This is a genomic window from Methanomassiliicoccales archaeon (assembly GCA_035527755.1).
In the GTDB taxonomy this organism is placed as follows: Archaea; Thermoplasmatota; Thermoplasmata; order Methanomassiliicoccales; family UBA472; genus UBA472.
On record DATKZX010000022.1, the window covers coordinates 1 to 20,217 of the forward strand.

25 protein-coding genes and 1 tRNA gene are annotated in these 20,217 nt (G+C 56.1%); 12 read left to right on the forward strand and 14 right to left on the reverse strand.

The window, feature by feature from the left end; all coding sequences use genetic code 11:
- Positions 1 to 200, forward strand: a 200-nt coding sequence (locus VMW85_07500; GenBank protein ID HUT27872.1) for a hypothetical protein, incomplete at its 5' end; no start/stop codon positions are given.
- Here VMW85_07500 and VMW85_07505 read toward each other — a convergent pair.
- From VMW85_07505 to VMW85_07545, 9 genes are all read right to left on the reverse strand, one after another.
- The gene (locus tag VMW85_07505) at positions 187 to 309 is read right to left on the reverse strand and encodes a hypothetical protein (protein ID HUT27873.1); all 123 of its coding nucleotides are present in this window, start codon (positions 307 to 309) and stop codon (positions 187 to 189) included. The two genes, VMW85_07500 and VMW85_07505, sit on opposite strands and share 14 nt — an antisense overlap.
- A gap of 69 nt (positions 310 to 378) precedes the next feature.
- Entirely contained in the window at positions 379 to 819 is a 441-nt protein-coding gene (locus tag VMW85_07510) for a hypothetical protein (protein HUT27874.1), read from the reverse strand.
- The gene (locus VMW85_07515; protein ID HUT27875.1) at positions 816 to 1,247 is read right to left on the reverse strand and encodes a hypothetical protein; all 432 of its coding nucleotides are present in this window, start codon (positions 1,245 to 1,247) and stop codon (positions 816 to 818) included. Before VMW85_07515 ends, VMW85_07510 begins: the two co-directional genes overlap by 4 nt.
- Positions 1,244 to 2,134 (reverse strand): hypothetical protein, encoded by an 891-nt coding sequence (locus VMW85_07520; protein HUT27876.1) that lies wholly within the window; start codon positions 2,132 to 2,134, stop codon positions 1,244 to 1,246. Before VMW85_07520 ends, VMW85_07515 begins: the two co-directional genes overlap by 4 nt.
- Positions 2,135 to 2,677, reverse strand: coding sequence for a flavodoxin domain-containing protein (locus VMW85_07525; protein ID HUT27877.1), 543 nt, complete (start codon positions 2,675 to 2,677; stop codon positions 2,135 to 2,137).
- The gene (locus VMW85_07530; GenBank protein HUT27878.1) at positions 2,674 to 3,000 is read right to left on the reverse strand and encodes a hypothetical protein; all 327 of its coding nucleotides are present in this window, start codon (positions 2,998 to 3,000) and stop codon (positions 2,674 to 2,676) included. The genes VMW85_07525 and VMW85_07530 overlap by 4 nt, the downstream gene beginning before the upstream one ends.
- Positions 3,001 to 3,213: 213 nt before the next feature.
- Positions 3,214 to 4,119, reverse strand: a complete 906-nt coding sequence (locus VMW85_07535) for an AsnC family transcriptional regulator (protein ID HUT27879.1) — start codon at positions 4,117 to 4,119, stop codon at positions 3,214 to 3,216.
- Between the two features lie 213 nt (positions 4,120 to 4,332).
- Positions 4,333 to 4,406, reverse strand: a tRNA-Lys gene (locus VMW85_07540).
- 51 nt (positions 4,407 to 4,457) lie between these two features.
- Positions 4,458 to 5,150 carry a hypothetical protein gene (locus VMW85_07545; GenBank protein ID HUT27880.1) on the reverse strand — a complete coding sequence of 231 codons (693 nt, stop codon included), beginning with the start codon at positions 5,148 to 5,150 and terminating at the stop codon, positions 4,458 to 4,460.
- A gap of 111 nt (positions 5,151 to 5,261) precedes the next feature.
- On the opposite strand from VMW85_07545, the gene VMW85_07550 reads away from it, so the two are divergent.
- From VMW85_07550 to VMW85_07580, 7 genes are all read left to right on the forward strand, one after another.
- The gene (locus VMW85_07550) at positions 5,262 to 5,558 is read left to right on the forward strand and encodes a DUF167 domain-containing protein (GenBank protein HUT27881.1); all 297 of its coding nucleotides are present in this window, start codon (positions 5,262 to 5,264) and stop codon (positions 5,556 to 5,558) included.
- Positions 5,555 to 5,968, forward strand: coding sequence for a Toprim subdomain protein (locus tag VMW85_07555; protein ID HUT27882.1), 414 nt, complete (start codon positions 5,555 to 5,557; stop codon positions 5,966 to 5,968). The genes VMW85_07550 and VMW85_07555 overlap by 4 nt, the downstream gene beginning before the upstream one ends.
- A 96-nt stretch (positions 5,969 to 6,064) precedes the next feature.
- Positions 6,065 to 7,390: an aminomethyl-transferring glycine dehydrogenase subunit GcvPA gene (gene gcvPA, locus VMW85_07560; GenBank protein HUT27883.1), complete on the forward strand. Its 1,326-nt coding sequence runs from the start codon at positions 6,065 to 6,067 to the stop codon at positions 7,388 to 7,390.
- Positions 7,387 to 8,850: an aminomethyl-transferring glycine dehydrogenase subunit GcvPB gene (gene gcvPB, locus VMW85_07565; GenBank protein HUT27884.1), complete on the forward strand. Its 1,464-nt coding sequence runs from the start codon at positions 7,387 to 7,389 to the stop codon at positions 8,848 to 8,850. The genes gcvPA and gcvPB overlap by 4 nt, the downstream gene beginning before the upstream one ends.
- Complete coding sequence (tmk, locus tag VMW85_07570) at positions 8,847 to 9,455, forward strand: dTMP kinase (protein ID HUT27885.1); 609 nt, start codon at positions 8,847 to 8,849, stop codon at positions 9,453 to 9,455. The genes gcvPB and tmk overlap by 4 nt, the downstream gene beginning before the upstream one ends.
- 24 nt (positions 9,456 to 9,479) lie before the next feature.
- Entirely contained in the window at positions 9,480 to 10,670 is a 1,191-nt protein-coding gene (gene coaBC / locus VMW85_07575) for a bifunctional phosphopantothenoylcysteine decarboxylase/phosphopantothenate--cysteine ligase CoaBC (protein ID HUT27886.1), read from the forward strand.
- Positions 10,667 to 11,527: a pantoate kinase gene (locus VMW85_07580; protein HUT27887.1), complete on the forward strand. Its 861-nt coding sequence runs from the start codon at positions 10,667 to 10,669 to the stop codon at positions 11,525 to 11,527. Before coaBC ends, VMW85_07580 begins: the two co-directional genes overlap by 4 nt.
- 3 nt (positions 11,528 to 11,530) lie before the next feature.
- On the opposite strand, the gene VMW85_07585 is transcribed toward VMW85_07580, so the two are convergent.
- Both VMW85_07585 and VMW85_07590 read right to left on the reverse strand, forming a co-directional pair.
- Complete coding sequence (locus tag VMW85_07585) at positions 11,531 to 11,824, reverse strand: DUF357 domain-containing protein (protein HUT27888.1); 294 nt, start codon at positions 11,822 to 11,824, stop codon at positions 11,531 to 11,533.
- 1 nt (position 11,825) lies between these two features.
- Positions 11,826 to 13,469, reverse strand: coding sequence for an ATP-binding protein (locus tag VMW85_07590; GenBank protein HUT27889.1), 1,644 nt, complete (start codon positions 13,467 to 13,469; stop codon positions 11,826 to 11,828).
- A gap of 164 nt (positions 13,470 to 13,633) precedes the next feature.
- Between VMW85_07590 and VMW85_07595 the strand changes: the two genes are divergently transcribed.
- Positions 13,634 to 14,488 (forward strand): ribose-phosphate diphosphokinase, encoded by an 855-nt coding sequence (locus tag VMW85_07595; GenBank protein ID HUT27890.1) that lies wholly within the window; start codon positions 13,634 to 13,636, stop codon positions 14,486 to 14,488.
- Positions 14,489 to 14,558: 70 nt separating this feature from the next.
- Entirely contained in the window at positions 14,559 to 15,956 is a 1,398-nt protein-coding gene (gene proS, locus VMW85_07600) for a proline--tRNA ligase (GenBank protein ID HUT27891.1), read from the forward strand.
- 1 nt (position 15,957) lies between these two features.
- On the opposite strand, the gene VMW85_07605 is transcribed toward proS, so the two are convergent.
- Positions 15,958 to 16,863: a hypothetical protein gene (locus VMW85_07605; protein ID HUT27892.1), complete on the reverse strand. Its 906-nt coding sequence runs from the start codon at positions 16,861 to 16,863 to the stop codon at positions 15,958 to 15,960.
- 57 nt (positions 16,864 to 16,920) lie between these two features.
- Positions 16,921 to 17,127: a hypothetical protein gene (locus tag VMW85_07610; protein HUT27893.1), complete on the reverse strand. Its 207-nt coding sequence runs from the start codon at positions 17,125 to 17,127 to the stop codon at positions 16,921 to 16,923.
- Between the two features lie 80 nt (positions 17,128 to 17,207).
- On the opposite strand from VMW85_07610, the gene VMW85_07615 reads away from it, so the two are divergent.
- Positions 17,208 to 18,683 carry an SLC13 family permease gene (locus VMW85_07615; protein ID HUT27894.1) on the forward strand — a complete coding sequence of 492 codons (1,476 nt, stop codon included), beginning with the start codon at positions 17,208 to 17,210 and terminating at the stop codon, positions 18,681 to 18,683.
- Between the two features lies 1 nt (position 18,684).
- Here the strand turns inward: VMW85_07615 and VMW85_07620 are convergent, their stop codons facing one another.
- Positions 18,685 to 19,704, reverse strand: coding sequence for a hypothetical protein (locus VMW85_07620; GenBank protein HUT27895.1), 1,020 nt, complete (start codon positions 19,702 to 19,704; stop codon positions 18,685 to 18,687).
- Between the two features lie 94 nt (positions 19,705 to 19,798).
- Here VMW85_07620 and VMW85_07625 point away from each other — a divergent pair, with 94 nt between their 5' ends.
- Positions 19,799 to 20,215 (forward strand): zinc-ribbon domain-containing protein, encoded by a 417-nt coding sequence (locus tag VMW85_07625; protein ID HUT27896.1) that lies wholly within the window; start codon positions 19,799 to 19,801, stop codon positions 20,213 to 20,215.
- The last annotated feature ends 2 nt before the right edge of the window (positions 20,216 to 20,217 follow it).

The window sequence follows — 20,217 nt, forward strand, 5'->3', positions numbered from 1 at the left end:
GATTCTACGACAAAACTCCCGGTTTTTCTTCTAAAAAAGGGGTTTCCGAGGACGATATAAAGCCCTCTCGGGGAAAGATGACATTACCGAAGGTCCTGACCTACGATGAGATCGATCGGCTGCTCATCTCCTTCGATGACACCAATGACTTTGCTGTATGTAGGATGATGTATCATTCCCCATACATTAGTCCATTGTGAAGCCATTGCGCTTCCACGGGGTGCAGATTCCTCCGGGCTTGTCATGTACCTCAGGGACGGCCGTCCTGTAACCGTTCATCTGCTCGTAGCAGCCCGCCGAAATGCCCACAATCCCTGCCCTGATAATGATAATGGATTCTCTTAACATGCTCATAAAATTTTTTTAAAAAAAAGGTTTCTATCGCATCTGTCTGCTCAATTCGATCCGGCCCAGTTCAACATCGACCCTCCTCTGATCGGGAGACTCTTGCCTAGATGGAAAAGATGAGCGTTGGGGAGCGGCCCTGGTGACGATATCCTTGAGCATTGCCGCAATGCTATTCACCGTACCGCTCAAGAAGCTTTTAGAACTGGTGCCAGAAACGAGCGTGATGTTCTCCTGCAGGTTCACACCGCTCGAACTGTCCACGAGCTCGACCATTGGTTGTGGCATTCCAAAGGAGCAGGTAGGACCGCTGATGGCCGATATATCGACATCGGCCATTTGTCCAACGTCCACAACACTGATCCACGAGGCATATGTAGTGATATATTGTTCCTCCAGGGGCATAGCAAGCCCCGGGGTGACAATCTCTGGGTCATCGAGCTTAGCATCTTTTTTCTCTGGTGCTCGGATCATGCTGCCAACTCCTGGTGACGCTCAATATCGCCGAAATTGGGGATCAGAGACCCAAAACCTAAGAAAAAGACGGCGTTCAGTCCTAGAATTGCGACGGGATAGATGTGCACCGAGCTATCATAGATAGGCAAGTATGCCAGCAGATCGAATACCACCATCAATATGACAGAAAGGGACAGGTACTGCATCCTTGTCCAGTTCAGTCTGGCAGATACGTATGGGAATACGAGAGATGCAGCTAATCCGATGATGATGGCGATGGCGCCCCATCTTATCGCCCAATCCACCAAACTTCCATCGACCCCATAGCCAGCGGTAATGGCTCTCTGTTCGATCGCCTCCCAGGACCCCATTATTATCATGACGCCTAGGAAGGCTACAGATCCGCCGGCAACGAAACCGATTATTATCTGCTCCTTATTGTTCATTGGTACACCGGCCAGATCGATGAAGAGCCCATTTTATGCCTGACCAGATAGAATAGCCCGATAAACATCAGGACCAGCAGCACCGGGAATATGGCCAGGCCCGCTCCCATCGTCGCCACGGCTGGATCGTCGTTCAGCACCTGCACTATGGCCATGGTATTGACCGTCACGGCCATGGTGATGAGGAAGCCGAAGAGTAGAAGCACCATCCCATAGGCCTTCTCCGGACGGGACATCAGCATGAACAAGGCCAGGAATCCCAGCGGTACACACACTCCCAGGTCCAGATAGCGTATCACCCAGAAGGCGTTGGACGCGTTGGAATACGACCCGTCGGCCAGGTCCCCGTTTCCGATCACTTCGGTTATCTGTCCCAGCCACATCTTAGCGAAGAACAGCAACGCCAAGGCGGTCAAGACCACGAACAACCGCAGCCCCCGTCTGCTGAACGCCGGGGTCTCAGAGTCAGTGAATCGAGGGAGGGTCCCGACCAACAGCAACAGGCCTCCCACCATGAGCGCCAGGTATATCCAGAAGTAGTTCTCCGCATTGCCCGGATACAATGTCCATTCCTGCCCCACGCCTACGGAAAGGCCAGTATAGATCAGGGTGATGGGTGTCAGTATCAGGAAGTACTTGGCACCATCTCGGCGCATCAGCTGCAGGGCGCCGCCAATGAGCAGAAGGGGGGCGATTAGGAACAGATCGGCCAGGTCCTGGCCCATTATCTGCCATTCACCCGATTGCGAAGTATGGTACTGCAGATCTCCGGTCCCTAGAGGTCCCAGGGCAGCCATGACGATAAGGACCAGGGCACAGATAATTGCCGTACCCCCGGTCACGAACCAGGGGATGAGGTCGGTCTCCTGACGGTAGAAGGCAGCCATTTACAGCACCCCATCTAGGTCGCTGGCCCATTTCCGGATGACATTCCAGTCTCGGAGGTCATAGAGCTTGTTCAGATCGATGTCCTTCTCCCCTGCGCCCCGTTCGCCGGTATTGTGTACGCTCAGTATGTCCTTGACCAAGAAGCTGTACTTGCTGAAGTCCAGGACGCCCCCGAAAAGGCCGATGTCGATCGGGTGCAATCCAAATTTATCAGCCACGTCCTGCAGGTACTTGCGTCGATATTCGTCCGCTCGAATGGGGTCGAACATCAGGTCACCGCAGCAGGCGAACATGGCCAGCTTCTTTTTGTTCAGGGTTCTGGAGTTCCTATCCAGGAAGCACAGCGCCTCCTTTGACCAGGAACCGTACTCAATGCCGCTTCCGATGACCACCAATTCGTACTGTTCCAGTTCGATGTTCTTACGTCCACGCAGGTCCAGCATATCTGCCTTGTGCCCCTTTTGTTGCAGAACGGAGGTGATCTCCAGCGCCACTTTCTCGGTCGAACCGTACTTGGTGCCGAAGGCGACCAAGGTCTTCACTGCCCCTCACCCCTGGCGATATCATGGCGTACAAGCGCCAGGTAGGCGATGAAGACCGCCGGGAACACTATACCGAAGGCCGCTGAGGATTGCACAGCTAGTACAGCCCAAACGTCGAAGGCGATGGTCGCCAGGCTCAGAGCTATGGTGCCATTATAGCCCCACCGTTCTCCCGTCCAAAGGCCAAAGGCGGTCAGGAGACCTAGGACCCCTAGGACGAAGAACATGATGTTTATGAACATCATGACCTCGTCCGATACCGGGTTATCCAGCACCGGCCCGCATTCCGCAGAGAGCAGGATGGCTATAACGAGCCTGACCACGCTTTGTAATACGGCTAACAAGCAAACTATTACGATTCCTTTTCTTCTAGGGACGTTCGTTTAACTCACCAAAAACGGCCATGACGCCAGGGGTCTTAGGCGCTCGTCAAACGATCGCGAGAAAAAATAGCCCTTAAGCCCCACTAACATGACCTTTCCTTAACCGAAACGGATGAAAATGTGGTTATCCGCATACCATCCAGAGGTGAAGGGTCACTTTTTCTTTGCCTGTCTCAGCATTTCCTGCAATGATGCCTTCTGATGATCCCCGTAGTAAAAGACAGATCGGATGATGTTCGGTACTACGCTCACGAAGATACCTTCCGCCTCGAGCTCTTGGCAGGCGTTCTGCATCTCCCGCACGTTCCTGCTCCAATAAGTGATTATGACCTGATTGGGCAGGTTACTAAAGGTGTATGTACGCACCGTTCCCGGGGCGAACCGCTTGATCAGCAGGAACGCCGCCTTTTCCCGGGGAACGTCGTCCCTAAGTACCAGGTGTATCTGGCTGATGGTGTCTCCCAGAGTATCGGGCTGCCAGTGGATGGATAGCATGATCAGGTCCTCATGGACCATCCGGTTCAGCCGACGGTTGACGGTCTTTACCGTCGTGCCCAGCTCCTCGGCCACCTTGAATATGGGGCGTCGCGCGTCCATGGCCAACGCTTGAATGATGCGCAGGTCCATGGGCGTGAGCACGCTTCCCGTGAAGGGGGGCAGGGGGATGATGCCTACCTGGGGTTCGCTGATCTGGGCATCGCGCTGTACCGCGGAAACGAAATCGGCCAGCTCCGCCGAATCCTTGACATTTCCATGCACATAAACGTAATTACCGCTGGCCACCTGGAAGATCCCCACCTGAGGTATCGCCCGGAACTTGCGATCGACCTCATCCATGGAACGGGCTCTGGACCAACCATGGACCACCACCCACATGACACCCGTCGCCTTGAAGCTCAGTGTGGCATAGGTGCCGCGGATGATCTCCGCCTCGATCAATGATTGAACGCGCCGATGTACCACCTGGGGGCTTAGGCCTAGCTCCTTCCCCAGAGCGGAATAGGATGTGCGGGAATTGCGCATCAGGAGACGACACAGGGCCACATCGGTCTCGTCCATTGACCCCCCATGGCCTTGGTCCGATTTACATTGTTCTGTCGTCGGGTCGAGGATGGAAAATTGTAGGTTTTAGACAAGATCTGATCGGTCAGCGATCATCCACGTTCGGAGAATCTAAATGTGAATAAAAAAGGAGAGATTTCATCGAACGAACGTGGAACCGAAAAAAACTTTGAAATGCCTTCAAAACTGAGAGAATGAGTGAAAAAAAAGCGGGCTCGGAGGGATTTGAACCCTCGGCCTATCGGTTAAGAGCCGATCGCTCAACCTGGCTGAGCTACGAGCCCGAGTATGCCACGAAATCATATTTACATAGATAAACGTTACGGAAACAGCGTTCATTCGATCTTGCGCCAGAAGGGTACGATCTCCTGGGCCTTTCCCCTCTTGATGAGCGCGCACCCTATCGGCGCTGGAAGATTGGCCACATCGTTCTTTGTCAATCGGTAAGGACGGTTCATCCCGGCTATCTCCGGCAGGTCCTCCATGATCCTGACCAGCACCCTATCCGATGGTTGAGGTGCTTCGACATTTTCCTTGGAACTGCCCCCATTGACCCTTCTAAGGGCGTCGTTCATCTGCCCCCGGTCGACCGTCAAGCAGACCGACCCGTTGTTCGGCGCCACGTGGGCCTCTGGTATCTTTCCTTCCATGGAGTATTCGCGGCACTCATTGATGGAACGTAGTACCTGATCGTACATCTCCCGTTCCTCTTCGGTCAAACGGACCAGGTCGATCTTGGCCCCACTGGACGCCCGTGTGGCCATGGTCAGAATCTTCCTCATGCGCAAAAAGAAGATCTGCTGTCCCTTGCTCAAGACCTTCTTGAACTCGTTGGCCATGCCGCTGGCCTTGAAGGAATACGGGTCCTTGCGTATCTCCTCCTCGCTCTCCCTCTTCAGCTTGGCGAGGAAATCTCGGTAGGCCGGATAGAGGTCACGCCTAACCTCCACCAGGTCAGCGGAGCGCTGCTCCTTGCGGTGGATCTCGGTGACCTCCTTGTAGTTGATCTGTTCGAGAGGAGGCGCCATTATACACCGATTCGATTGTTGATATATGAACCTGACCCAACGGCCGTATTAAACTGGCACCCCCCGCTGGCTCTGCTCAAACGTTAAGTAATCCCGCGGTGTTTTCGTGTCGTGGACCTCTCCAAATGCCTGCGGCCTTCCGGGGCGGATGCGGAAATGGACATCATCGTCACGCCGAGCTCTAATAATCCGGGAGTTCAGGATGTCGATCCCTGGAGGCACAGGCTGGTGGTCAAGGTGCACGCCCCTCCGGAGGGCGGCAAGGCCAACGAAGAGGTGGAGGACCTTCTATCATCAGTGATCGGCGTCAAGGTTCAAGTGGTACGAGGTCACACTCAGAGGATGAAAGTTGTGTTGCTGCATTCCTCTCCGGACAAGGTAAGGGCGGCACTGGAGCATCTGAAATGACGGTCGGTCGCTCCTCCCAGGAACGTCTGGATGAGATGCAATCGATCTTGGATGAGATGGCCGAGCGCTCCCCGGACACGGTCATATTGGTCGAGGGACTGCGCGACCGCGGGGCACTTACCATACTGGGTATTAGAGGCGACATCATCCAGGTGCAGAGCAGCACCGGGATATTCCCAGTAGCGGAAGGGTTGTCACGAGAGAAACGTTCCGCCATCATCCTTACCGATTGGGACCGGAAGGGAGGACAGCTGTGCCGACTTCTAAAGAACGCCTTGAAGGCCAACGCCGTTCCCTTCGATGATACCCTGCGCCGACGGTTGGTGACCATCGCCCGTCAGGACATCAAGGATGTGCAATCGTTACCGTCATTATACTCCCGGCTGGTGCAGGAAGTGCAGGCCAGGTAGCGATGGAAGCGTTCGAAATAACGTTGAAGGGCCGGTATCGATGACCCAGCCAAACAAACTATTTATTGGGATACCGGCCTAGGAGTGAACGTTACCATGCCGTTGGACCGCAGGATGCTGGAGGAACTGGGCATCGAGAACGTCGAGGAACTGTTCTCGGACATCCCAGAGAAGATTCGTATCGAGGGGATACCCCTTCCGCAAGGCAAGAGCGAAATGGAGGTCATCCGAACGGTCCAGGACATGCTCTCCAAGAACCTGACCGCCGAACAGGCCCCCTGCTTCCTGGGCGGGGGCATCTACCATCACTTCATTCCCTCCGCGGTGAGCACCATCACCTCACGCTCGGAGTTCCTTACATCCTATACACCGTACCAGGCCGAGATCAGTCAAGGCATGCTGCAATCGATGTTCGAGTATCAGAGCATGATCTCAGAGCTGACCGCGATGGACGTGGTCAACTCATCTAATTATGATTGGTCCACCGCCCTCGGCGAAGCGGCCACCATGTGCCACCGCATCCTGCCGAAGAAGACGTTCCTGGTGCCGGAGGCCATGAGCTGGGAGAAGAGGTCGGTGCTACGCAACTACGTGTCCGGACCGGAACTGAACATCGTGGAATATTCATACGACCCCTACACCGGCGAAGCTGACCTGGAGGACATTCGGCAGAAGATGACCCATGATGTCTGCGGCTTGTATATCGAGGTCCCCAACCTCTTCGGGATCATCGATTCCCGGGCGCCGCTTCTGAAGAAGGAATTCCCCGAAGTGCCGTTGGTGGTCGGAGTTAACCCGCTCTCCCTGGCGCTGGTGAGACCGCCCGGCGAGTACGGTGCGGACATAGTCATCGGGGAAGGTCAATCATTGGGCCTGCCGATGAACGTGGGAGGACCGCTTCTCGGCCTCTTCGCCTGCACATTGGAACATGTACGCAAAATGCCTGGACGACTGATCGGACTGACGAAGGATAACACCGGTCGGCGGGCGTTCTGCATGACTTTACAGACCAGGGAACAGCACATCCGCAGGAGCAAGGCGACCTCCAACATCTGTACTAACGAGGCATTGCTGGCCATAGCGGTCTCTGCCTATCTGGGCATGGTCGGCAGCAAGGGACTGCGCGCCCTGGCTCGCATCAACATGAGGAACGCCCGGTCCCTCATGCAGCGCATCGATGAGCTGGATGGTTTCACTTCGCCTTTCTTCAACGGTGCGCACTTCAACGAGTTCGTGGTCAAAACGACGGTAAGGCCGGAGAAGCTGAACAAGCTTCTGCTGCGTCACGGGATCATCGGCGGCATGCCGATGCACAGACACCTTCCGCGCCTGAACGACCATATGCTTCTCACCACCACGGAAATGAACAGCGCGGAGGACATCGATCGTCTGATCGTCGCCCTCAAAGAGGTGGTGCAATGAGCTACCGCCAGGCCAGATATGACGAGCCTCTGATCTTTGAGCTGCTAGGAGAGAACGATTTCTGCCTAATGAGCGAGGATGAAGAGAATGTTCCGGAGAGCATGCGTCGAGAGACCCTGTGCCTGCCAGATCTGCCTGAACGAGAGGTCGTGCGCCATTATGTGAACCTCTCCCAGATGAACTTCGGCGTGGACAACGGGATCTATCCGCTCGGTTCCTGCACCATGAAATACAATCCCAAGTACGCCGACCTGCTGAGCTCCTTACCGACGGTGACGTCGGTGCACCCTTGCCAGGACGAGGATTCGTTGCAGGGGGCGTTGCACCTGATGTTCGAGCTGGAGAAGTGTCTCTGCGCCATCTCTGGCATGGACGCGGTTACCTTGCAACCGGCCGCGGGGGCCCATGGTGAGTTCACCGGAATGCTCCTGACGAAGGCGTACCATTCCGCCAACAACCAACAGAGGGACGAGGTCATCGTCCCCGATTCTGCTCACGGAACGAACCCGGCGAGCGCGGCCATGGCCGGTTATACCGTCGTGGAGGTCCCTTCCGGCCCGGATGGGTGCGTTGACCTGGAAGCCTTGAAGGCGTCGCTATCCGAACGTACGGCGGCGGTCATGGTCACCAACCCGAACACCTTGGGACTGTTCGAGAAGGACATCGGCACCTTGGCCGAAATGGTGCACGAGGCCGGAGCGCTGCTCTATTACGACGGAGCGAACCTGAACGCCATCATGGGCATGACCACACCGGGGATCATGGACTTTGACATCGTGCACTTCAACCTGCACAAGACGTTCGCCACCCCGCATGGAGGAGGGGGGCCTGGTGCCGGGCCGGTCGGGGTCAGAAAGTTCCTGGAACCGTTTCTGCCGGTGCCGCGCATCGTATCGGCCGAGGGAAAGTACGCCCTGGAGTTCGATCGCATCGACAGTATCGGCAAGGTCCGTTCGCTGTACGGCAACTTCGCGGTGCTGGTCAGAGCGTACGCCTACATACTGGCCAAGGGAGGGGATGGTCTGAAGGAAGTGTCGCAGAAGGCCGTGCTCAACTCCAATTACCTGAAGAGCAGGGTGGTCGGGACCTACGAGATGCCTTTCGCCGAACTGCGAAAACATGAGTTCGTGATCTCCGCGCGCAGGCTGGCCAAGGAGAAGGGGATACACGCCTCGGATATCGCCAAAGCGTTGCTGGACCGGGGGTTCATGACCCCCACCATATACTTCCCCTCGCTGGTCGAGGAAGCACTGATGATTGAACCTACCGAGACCGAGTCCAAGGAGACCCTCGACAAGTATGCGCAAGCATTGCTGGACATCGCCAATGGGGACCCGGAAGATATCAAGAGCGCGCCGCACAACACCGCGGTGGGACGGGTGGACGAGGTCTATGCCGCCAAAGAGCTCATCCTCAGTTGGAGGATATACCAACGGAAGCAAGGGAGGGGAACTCTTTGAACAGGAAGAAAGGGGCGTTCATAGTACTGGAAGGGATAGACGGCACCGGAAAGAGCACCATCTCCAGGAAATTGGCCGATTGGATGCGGGAGATGGGGCGAGAGGTGGTGCTGACCGCGGAACCGACCAAGGACTGGCTGGGATTGGCCGTACGAAGGTCCAACGAAGAAGGGCTGGACCCCCTCACAGAATCGCTGCTGTTCACCGCTGACCGCTGTGAGCATACCAAACAGATCGTTCAATGGATGGACCAGGGCAAGATGGTGATCTGTGATCGATATTTCGGCTCCACGGTCGCCTATCAGGGCGCCGCCTTGCAGGAGAGCATGGGAGAGGAGGGCCTGCCCTGGCTGGTCCTGATCAACTCACCGGTGATCCGTCGCCCTCATATGACAGTTCTGCTGACCAGCGATGTTGACCTGGCCATGAAACGGGTGGGGGATCGCGGGTCCCTTAGTAAGTTCGAGAGAAGCGATTATCTGAAACAGGTGCAGGAGAACTATCTGATGCTGGTCGATAGGTTCGACTGGCGCATTGTAGATTCCAATGGACCGTTGCCAGATGTGCTCGAGCAGGTAAAGAGGGTCGTACAAGCATACGTTTAAATCGAGACCTTCGAATTTACAGGCATGCATCCCTCCGAGGGAATTCGTGGCAGTGTATCCTCCCTGCTCAGCGGGAAGACCATCGTATTGGGCATCACTGGTTCCATTGCCGCGGTGGAATGCTTCGAGCTTTCCCGGGAACTGATGAGGCACGGTGCGCGAGTGATCCCGGTCCTGTCATCGGAGGCGACCAAACTGGTCACTCCGTACGCCATGAGCTTCGCAACTGGAGAGGAGACCATCACAGAGCTGGACGGACGTGTGCAGCACGTGACCCTGCTGGGAGACGTGCCCGGACGGGCCGATCTTCTGCTCATCGCCCCCTGCACGGCCAACACCATCTCCAAGATCGCCTGTGGGATCGATGATACGACCGTGACCACCATGGCCACGGTGGCCTTGGGATCGGGAGTCCCCCTGCTCATAGCCCCGGCGATGCACGGGGCAATGTTCCACAACCCCATGGTGGCCGAGAACATCGAGCGCTTAAAGAAGGCGAACGTGGAGTTCATCGGTCCGCGCATGGAGGGACGGAAGGCCAAGATCGCCAATATGCAGGAGATAGTCCATGCCACCATCCGCAGGTTGAGCGCCGGGGAGATGTGCGGCAAGAAGGTACTGGTCATCGGTGGTTCCTCCGCGGAACGGATGGACGACATGCGCATAATCACCAATCTCGGGACCGGAGAGACCGCGGTGGAATTGGCCATGGCCGGTTACCATCAGGGCGCGGATATGGAACTGTGGATGGGGCGGCACAGCGTGGCGCTGCCTTCGTTCCTACCGACGCGTCGCTTCGAGAGCTTGGCCGACCTGAAGAATATGATCCCCGATATTTCCCATGACATCGTGCTGGTCCCGGCCGCCCTATCTGATTTTACTTTGAACGGGGAGAGAGGTAAGTTGCCGTCAGAGGAGGGCGGGGTGACACTGCGATTGAAGAGCGCACCCAAGATGTTGCCCCTCATCCGCGAAAGATGCGGAACGGTGGTAGGCTTCAAGGCCGAATCCCAGGTCGATGAGGCGACCCTCCTATCGGAGGCCCGTTCATCGTTGAAGAAGAACGATCTGCTGGCGGTCGCAGCTAACGATCTAAAGGACGTGACCAAGGGTCAGACCAGGATCGTGCTTGTCACTAAAAAAGGAAAAAAGGCCCTGGAGGGCAGCAAGTCCCAAGTGGCCCATATGATCATCACGGAGGTTTCCAACCTATGAAGACCAAGGCGTTCTGCCCCGGGCACATCACCGGACTGTTCCAGGTCTGCGAGCATGAGGATGTCATGACCTGTGGTTCACGAGGCGCTGGATTGAGCATCTCGTTGGGCGTGATCAGCGAGGTCGAGGTGACGGAAGGTACTGGCATGATAAACATCTGGCTGAACGGATTGAAAGCTCAAGCGCCGGTCACCGAGCACGCCGTCCGTTCATTGCTTGGCGATAGGAAACTGGACGTTGATGTGCACAACGAACTGCAGATCCCCTTGGCACAAGGTTTCGGCACCAGCGCCGCAGGTTCGTTGTCCGCGGCTTGGGCCTTGGCCTCTTTATTGGATCTACCAGAGGGGGAGGCGTACTCCGCAGCCCACTCCGCCGAGATCGTTAACCGCACGGGCATGGGTGATGTCTCCGGCATCATGCGCGGGGGGATCGAACTGCGAAAGAAGCCAGGGCTTCCGCCCATCGGAGATGTGCAGCGGATGAACGGCCATATGAACCTCGTCCTCGCCATCGTCGGACCTTCCATCCCCACCACGGAGATGCTGGGCAAGAAGGAAGTTCGGGAACACATCAACGCTGTGGGCGAAAGATGCGTGGACGATCTGATGCGGGAACCGACTCTGGACAACTTCTTCCGCCTGTCCAACGAGTTCATGGAAGGGTCCGGGCTTTCCACGCCGGAGGTGCGCCGAGCGGTCTGGGAGGCCAAGAAATGGGGCTGGGCCAGCCAGGCGATGATCGGCAATTCGATCTTCGCCACTGGTCCGGACCTGACGCTTCTGCAGGAGGCCCTCTCCGCCTATGGGGAGACGTTCCTTTGCACCTTGGACGTCAAGGGGCCTAGGCTGCTCTGATCCCTACTCATAGAGAGTGAACAACTGGTCGTCCTGGCCCACGTCGAACAGTCCGATGCGAGCCCCGCAGTCCAGCCAGCCATGGGAATAGTTGACCGAGGCGAACGCGTTCACATAATCGCCTTTCTCGGCGAAGTGCTTGGCATCCTGGTAATAGGTAGTGGCCATCTCCAGGAACGATTCGGCCAATTTGCGATTGAAGGAACGCTCGGGCGCGGCGATCCCGATCTTGTCCAAGGCTCGCTTGGTGATGTCCAAGTACCTTTCCAGATGCTCTTTGGAAATGGTGTCCCGCATCTCACAGCCTCTTGGAGGGGATGATCTCCACGCTCTCCCCGCCGTGCCTGCTCTGCCTGGGACGGACCTCCACGAACAGAGGCATCTGTATGTTGCCGCCCATGATGAGAGCGACGCCGATCGGAAGCCTTTGTATCTCGTCCTCCATTCCAGCCTGCAATCCCTCGACAGAGGCGGCGATGGCCTTCAGATCGTTCGGGTTGGTGACCTTCAGGATCATTTGGGTATTGCATTGGGATAGCACGTTCTTGTCGATCTTGGCCGCCCTCTGAGAAATGATGGTCAGACCAAGACCGAACTTACGGCCTTCCGCAGCAATGGTCCTGAATATCTTGGAACAGGACGTGGTCCCCTGCTGGGGGCAGAAGTTGTGGGCCTCCTCGGCGATGAGCATCATCGGCGGGACCTTGCCCAGTTTGCGCAGTTCGAACATTGCCGTGGCCAAACGGGTCACGATAAGCTCCTGTATGTCCGGAGGCGTCCCTTTAAGATTGATGATGGTCGTCATCCCGATGTTGATCAGCTCGTCAATCTTGGTACCCTGGGGAGCAAATATATTGACCTCGTTGAGGTACGCCAGTTCAGCTATCAGCGTTTGATTGTTGGCGTCCTCGTCGGCCTCCAGCATGCCGATGATCTCCTTTAGACCATAATCCTTCCTGACCGCCTTCAGTCCGTCGATGGCCTTCCGCAGCACGTTCAGGTACACCTTGCCGTTCTTAATGGACGTAAGAGCCAGAAGGTCACGGGCGTCGATGTTGGCCAGGGTGAACTTCAATGGTTTAGCGTCCTTATTGATGATCGTGTCGGTGGCGAACTCGGTGATCTTGTCGGCGAAGCCCTGAGGCAATATGCCGAAGTCGCGTTTGCCAGGCATGACGGTGCCGACGTCCCTCATGGCACCATATTCACCGTGCGGGTCCAGGATCAGCACGGTGACATCGTGCTTCATCAGCTCCTCGACCAGATCGCCGCATAGGAAGCTCTTTCCTCCACCAGTTTTTGCCAGGATGCTGACGTGCTTCTGCACCATGGCATTGATGTCAATCTCGACGTTGATGTCGTATCCGTACAATTTACCGATGTAGGCCCCGGTTGGAGTCCCCTCCTTGAGGCCGATGACATCCTTGATCAGTGTGTCCATGGCCCGGTAGACCATATCGCCTGCTTTGAAGGGGGAGCGCGGCATCTGTAGCAGATTTCGCTCGTCCCGGTAACCTAAGATGGATATCTGGGCGATGACGATCTCGTCGATATCTATATCCATGCCCTCACTGAGTCTCTTGGCCTTTTCCAAGGTCAGGTCGGTCTTCCTCTCCATTTCCGATACCTGACCGAGAACCCAGCCATGAGATTGGTGACTGACCTGAATGTAATCCATCTTCTGCAGGTCACCCAGCACTCTCAAATGAAATGAGGCGGCGCCGACATTCCCGTAGATTATGCCCACGCCGTCCATGTGGCCGTACTTGGGGTCATCCAATGTATGCTTCGATGGCTGGCGCTCCCGATGCACCACCACCTCGTCCGGGATATCTATGTCCTCGACATCGTCGTCCAAGACATCTTCCTGTACGATCTCCTCCTCATCCTCAGAAGGCAGTTCGGCTTTACCGCTGGACTCTAACACAGAATTGGTTTGCATTCCCATCCGTTGATGATATCAGGGGGACACGATAAATAAGTTGGGGAGAGGATGATGGCATTGTCGTAGGACATTGAAAACCGCAGATCGGAAGGGCCGATCGGGATCACCACCCATCCAGGCCCACGGAATCCCTTAATAATCGGGAATCGCATCTCCAGACGATGATCGTTATAGGCGGTTCCGCTTCCACTAATTTGGCCAAGGACCTGGCCAGCAACCTCAACGCCGAGTACGTGCAAGCCATCACCAAGACCTTTCCCGACGGAGAGACGTATGCCCGTATCGACCGGGATGCCCTCAGCGGCGAGGTCGTCATCGTGCAGAACTCCTACCCCAATGACAAGTTGGTGGAACTGCTTCTGCTGCAGGACGCCGCTTTAGGATTGGGAGCGGAGAAGATCACCTGCGTCATTCCCTATTTCGGATACGCCCGGCAGGACGAGCGCTTCAACCGGGGGGAGCCGTTGTCCGCAAAGGTCATGGTCGAACACATTCAGATGAATGCCGACAAGGTCGTCCTGATCGATGTCCATGGTCCCGAGATCATGGAGTGGTTCACCAAGGCCGAAGTGATAGACGTCCATGCCGCACCATGCGTGGGGGATTTCTTCAAAGAGTTCGGGGTGGACCTGGTCCTGGCTCCGGACGAGGGAGCCTTGAAGAGAGCGGGCTGGACCGCCGAGCGACTGGGAGTGGATTGGGACTATCTGGTGAAGACCAGATTATCTGGTACTCATGTCCACATGACACCCAAGAACATCGACGCCAAGGGTCGAAAGGTCCTCATCGTGGACGATATCATTTCCACAGGGGGCACCATCATCGCCGCCACCGAGGAACTGAGGAGATTGGGAGCAAGGAGCGTTATGGCCGCCTGCACCCACGGACTGTTCGTCGGCAACGCCCTGGACAACCTGAAGAAACACGTGGACAAGCTGGCCTGCGCAAACACGCTGGAGAGCGAGGTCTCGCAGATATCCGTCGCCCCGGAAGTTGCCAAGGCCATCCTGGACTGATCGCCCCTGTTCGCAAAGGATTATAGAAGGTCACATTATTCCGATGATATCGACCTGAGGGTGTAGTGAAATGAGGAAACAAGAGGATTTCAGCGAGTGGTACAACGAAGTAGTGGAACTGGCCAACCTCACTGACAAGCGTTATCCCATCAAGGGCATGAACATCTGGACCCCCTACGGCTGGAAGATCATGCGTTTCATTGACACTTACATTCGAGAGGAATGCGACGTCACCGGCCACGACGAGGTCTGCTTCCCTCTGCTCATTCCGGAAACGGAGTTCAATAAGGAGAAGGACCACATCAAGGGCTTCGACGCCGAGGTGTACTGGGTCACGCATGCCGGATTGAACGAACTGGACGTCCGTCTTCTATTGCGTCCGACCAGCGAGACGGCCATGTACCCGATCTTCGCCCTTTGGGTGCGCTCACATACCGATCTGCCGCTAAAGACCTACCAATTGGTGAACACGTTCAGGTACGAGACGAAGCAGACCCGCGCCTTCATCCGGGTTCGCGAGATCCATTTCTTCGAATCGCATACCTGCCATGTGGACGAGGCGGGCGCACAGGAACAGGTCGAGGAGGACTTTGTCATCCTGGAGAAGGTCATGAAGCATCTCTGCCTCCCGTTCTTCCTGCTCAAGCGCACCGAATGGGACAAGTTCCCCGGGGCATACTACACCGTCGGCGTGGACACCCTGCTCCCGGATGGCCGTAGTCTGCAATTGGGCAGCATTCACCATTACCGTGAGAACTTCTCTCGACCGTTCGGCATCACCTACGAGGATAAGGAGGGCAACCGCCAATTCGTCCATCAGACCACCTTTGGAATGTCCGAGCGATTGGTCGGCGCCGTCGTGGCCGTGCATGGTGACGACAAGGGCCTGGTGCTCCCGCCGGACATCTCCCCCTTCCAAGTGGTGATCGTCCCCATTCTCGCCAAAGGCAAGGTGGACGAGGTGGCTGCGGAATGTCAAAAGCTGAGGCAGGAGCTTATGGCAGCTGGCATACGCGTGAAACTGGATGACAGCGATGAGAGGCCAGGCAGTAAGTTCCACAATTGGGAGATCCGCGGTGTACCGCTACGTCTGGAAATGGGCATGCGCGACATAGAAGGCGGAAAGGTCAGTTATGCCCGACGGGACACTGGCGGCAAAGGCACCCTGGACCGCGCGGACGTGGTGGACCACGTACGTGAAATGCTCATCACCATCTCTCGCGAATTGAGAGAGAAGGCCGTGGCCGCTTCGAACAATGCGGTGCAGGAACTGGAATCGTTGGAGAACATACCGGAGAAGGTGGTGCGTTTCGGATGGTGCGGCACGGAAGAGTGCGGTCGTACCTTCGAGGAACGTAGCGGTCTGAAGCTGCTCGGGACCCCCTATCATAAAGAGGAATACCTGGGAAAATGCCTGATCTGCGGCAAGCCGGTCGACCGGCCTACCTACGCCTCCCGCTCCATGTGATTCAGAGCAAGGCAGCTATGGGTATCATTATCAGCAGCACGATGGTGGTTATCAGACCCAGGTCCATGTTCCATCCTTCGCGTCCACCTACCAATGCTTGGGTATAATTGAGCAATGCGCCTAACAGCGCCAGTTGAAGCCCGCCTACCACCAACCACATGATGCCGAGGGTGTGTCCGTCCAGGGTTATGGATGTCGCTACGACCAAGGCGATGAGACCGATCACTCCGATGGCCAGGCTTACCGCCAGACCGGCCCAGTCCACGATCTTTATCGTCTTCTCTGATTCCCCTTCCCTTCGACGGTTGAATATCATCATCTCGAAGATGCCCAATGCGATCAGGATGATGCCTATGAGGATCATGAACTCCGATCCCACGTGCATTTCCCCGTGGATGTTCAGATTGCCACGAAGACCGAATATGACCGCTCCTTCGGTTATCACCAGGCATGCGGCGAACATTCCTAGCCACTCCAGCCAGGCCATCCTACGGTTGGCCAACGGTTCGTAGTAGAGGAAAACGAAGGCGAGAATGCCCAATAGGAACATCTCAGAAGCGACCAGCACCACCCACTGCTTGCCTATTTCACCAACATCCCCCACGATCGCCGGGGCGGCTATGAGCAGAAAGATCAGGGATATTATCAGTACGGCCACAGCTGCCGATAGCTGCACCTTTTTCAAGATGTTTTCACTGACCTTCCCCTGCCATTGAGGGAACAACGGAACAAAAAGCAACATTCCCAGAACGAAGAACACCACGCCCAGGACCATGACCAACATTTGGTCGAGCACCAGGACGTCCACGAACTCCACCCTTCGAGATAGGACCATCAAGGCCGCCCCCTCGATGGCGATCAATAGACCCATGAGGTATGGCACGAACCAACTGCCTAATTTTTTCAAACGCTTTCCCTCTGGACAATATTCGATGTGTCCAGATATAATAGTTGCGTAGCGGGCTCACTTCTTGAACCGGGTCAGAAGGTACCCTAGAACACCAAAACCGAGAAGGACGACGAAAATGGCGTACACGCCCATGTTCTCCGGGGAAAAAAGATTCCAACTTCCATAGACGATCCCCCATACCCAATAGAAGACCACCGCTGTCACTATAAGCAGCAGAGAGAATATCTTGATAGGTCCTTTAGGATAGGCAAGCTCGGCCATCGGGCGTCAAACGTGGTCGCTCTATTAAAATCTTGTTCCGCCGGACATTCTAATATATCCCTGGCCCCAATAGCTCTGGCGTGGGCAACCGGGGCGAAGAGCGGTCACTGGGGACGATCCTCTATTCTCTACGAGACCGGGTGCCGTTCTTTCATTTCTTTCGTGGACTGCGGCCGCCCTGGCAGCGTCCCATCAAATTAATTATACCGTTCCTGACCCTCATCGTCTTCGTACTTCTACCGCTGGACCTCGATCGCAAGGTGCAGGACGCCCTGGGCATCTTCCTGTGCATTGCTATCATGTGGACCTTCGAGTCCCTACCGCTGCCGGCGACGGCATTGCTGGTACCAGTACTGCTGACCCTCTTTGGCGTCTTTCCCGCAGCACAGGCCCTGGAACCTTTCGCAGATCCCATCGTCTTCCTGATGATCGGCGGATTGATCATGGCGGAGGCCTTTCACCGTAACGGATTGGACCGTCGCCTGGCATACTTTATGGTGCTGCGTGCCGACGGCAACCGCGATCGCACGTTGTTCTATCTAATGGGCGCGGCGGCCTTCCTGAGCATGTGGATATCCAATACCGCCGCGGTGGCGATATTGATACCGGTGGTCCTGGGCATCACTACGCGACTGAAGGACGTAGGGGAGCATGTCACCGCCCGAATGCTGCTCGGCATCGGGATCGGTTCCGCCGCTGGGGGAATGATGACCGTGACCGGGTCCGCCCCTAACGCCATAGCCTCCGGGCTTTTGGCCCAGGAAATTTCATTTACTTTCCTGGATTGGATGATGGTGGGCGTCCCCATGGGGTTGGTGCTTCTCATAAGCGCCTGGTTCCTGCTGACCCGCCTGTTCCCCTCAAAGGGAGAGCGTTTGGAGGTGGGGGAACTGCGTCATGACCTGAAGGAGATGGGGAGATTGAACGGAGGCGAGCGCCGCACTCTGATGGTGTTCGTACCTACGGTCGTGCTTTGGATCATAGGGGCGAACATCGCCAACTGGTTCGATCTTCCGGCCTCGTTCATGAGCGCTGCCGTTGTCGCTCTGGCCGCCTCGGTGGCGTTGTTCATCGTCCGGGCGATCGATTGGGATAACGCCCGCTCCATCTCCTGGGACGTGTTCCTGATAATCGGTTCCGGGCTGGCGTTGGGGGAAGCGTTGGTGTTCTCCGGCGCCGCGCAGTGGTTGGCGGATGGATTGCAAAATGCGCTGCTGGGCGCACAGCTGATCATAGTCCTTCTGGTCGTGGCGACCGTCACCGTTGTGATCACTAATTTCATAAGTAATACCGCCACGGCCGCTATGTTCATCCCTATCCTCCTGGGACTATCCCGGGCCTTGGGATTGTCACCTCAATTGCTCGTTCTGACCTGCGGGCTGTGCGTCTCGCTCAGCTTCATCACCCCTATCGGGACGCCGCCCATCACCCTCATCTATTCGACCAAGAAGGTGAGCCGCCGGGACATTGCCAAGGCCGGAGTGGTGATCGCGGTCCCCGTTATCTTGACGATATCCCTATTCTTACTGGGCCTGGACAGCTTTGGGATGTTTTGAACTAACGGCGGGGCATGTATGCCTTCCTCTCAGGAAGCAGAGCGCCGAACACCACCAAGGCCGGACCGACGATATAACCGGCCCAGGCTACCACTGACAGCAGACCTAGAACGACCAATATTGCCCTGTCGATACCGCTTGGACTTGAACCATCCCAGGCCCGTCGTAGTATGAACAGAGCGAAGACCCCGGGTATCAGGAAAAGGAACACGGTAATCATCACTTCCATCCCCAGCTGGCTATCCCAGACCGAAATAACGGCCTGGGTGGCGGTGCTGGCCGCCGTTCCCAGGATGATCAGCCCTCCTACCAGAAGCAAGAAGTGCTGGACCTCCAGACCATCTGTTCTCCGCCTTCTGAAGTACAGAAATAGCGCCATGCCCGCCACTAACGTCAGCGCCATGGGCGCGAGGACCTGCCATGCCCCCTGTCCCTCCCATAGATACACCGAATAAAGACTGAACGGGATTAGGACCATCTCCTGCAGTGTGAATGATTCCGCGTATCCGACGACCAACGCGAAGTTGCCTTCTATCGGTGGGGTGGAGAAGACGGCGACGTAATATCTACCTGTGACCGGGGCGGGGTAGTCACTGCTGCCTAGTTCGTAGTATGCACTAGGCGAGAAACCTTCATAGGTGGCTTCCTCCGGCAAGGACGACTCGATCACCTGGTATCCATAACCGTCCGGAGTTTCGACAAGCCCAGGCAACGCGCCTTCATTGGATATCCCCGGCGCCATCAGGACCATTCGGGGAAGGAAGCCTTCGTCGCCGTCCTTTACCGGGACGATGAGGTTCAGGAGCAGTCGGTCCCCTTCGCTCATCTCGAACGTGTAATAGCGTGGATCGCCATCGTGTAGATGAGAGTATATGGCCCAGGATTTTACCGTGTCCTTCACCTCCAGCGCCGTATTCAAAGACTCGTTGTCCTCCACGAATTGAGGGGAGTGGGCGACCGACGTCCCGGCGATGATCAGGAACGCTACGATGATGAGCAAAGGGAATTGATAACGGACCATGATGAAAATATGGTCGCGCTTGATTATATTATTAATTTAATTCGGCAAAATCAATTTGATATATCCGTAAAGCCATGTTGAAGGATAGGACGGGATGGCTCTGGATATTTGGATACCTTTGGTGGTTTGGTTCGCGATCGGAGCGATGATCGCTATCTATCTGTATCAGTACATGAACCGGGAGGGCAAGGTGGAGATCGTATGGGTGGTAGTCGGATTCCTGCTATCCGTACTTGGGCTCATGGCCTTCATCGGCATTCGCTCCATGAAGGAGAAAGAAAGGGACAAGGCGGTCGATCCGAAGAGCTATGGCCCGCCGACATACAAACTGAAAGGACCGGAGGATGATTTACCGAAGGTCGAGAAGCCCATGGAAGAGCCGAAGACCGAGCAGAAGCCCAAGAATATTTTCAATCAGATCGAAGGCATACCTCGCTGTCCGGAATGTGGCGCAGCAATATCGCACGTGGACAAGAAGTGTTCCGACTGCGGGGCAAAGCTGAAGGACTGAGG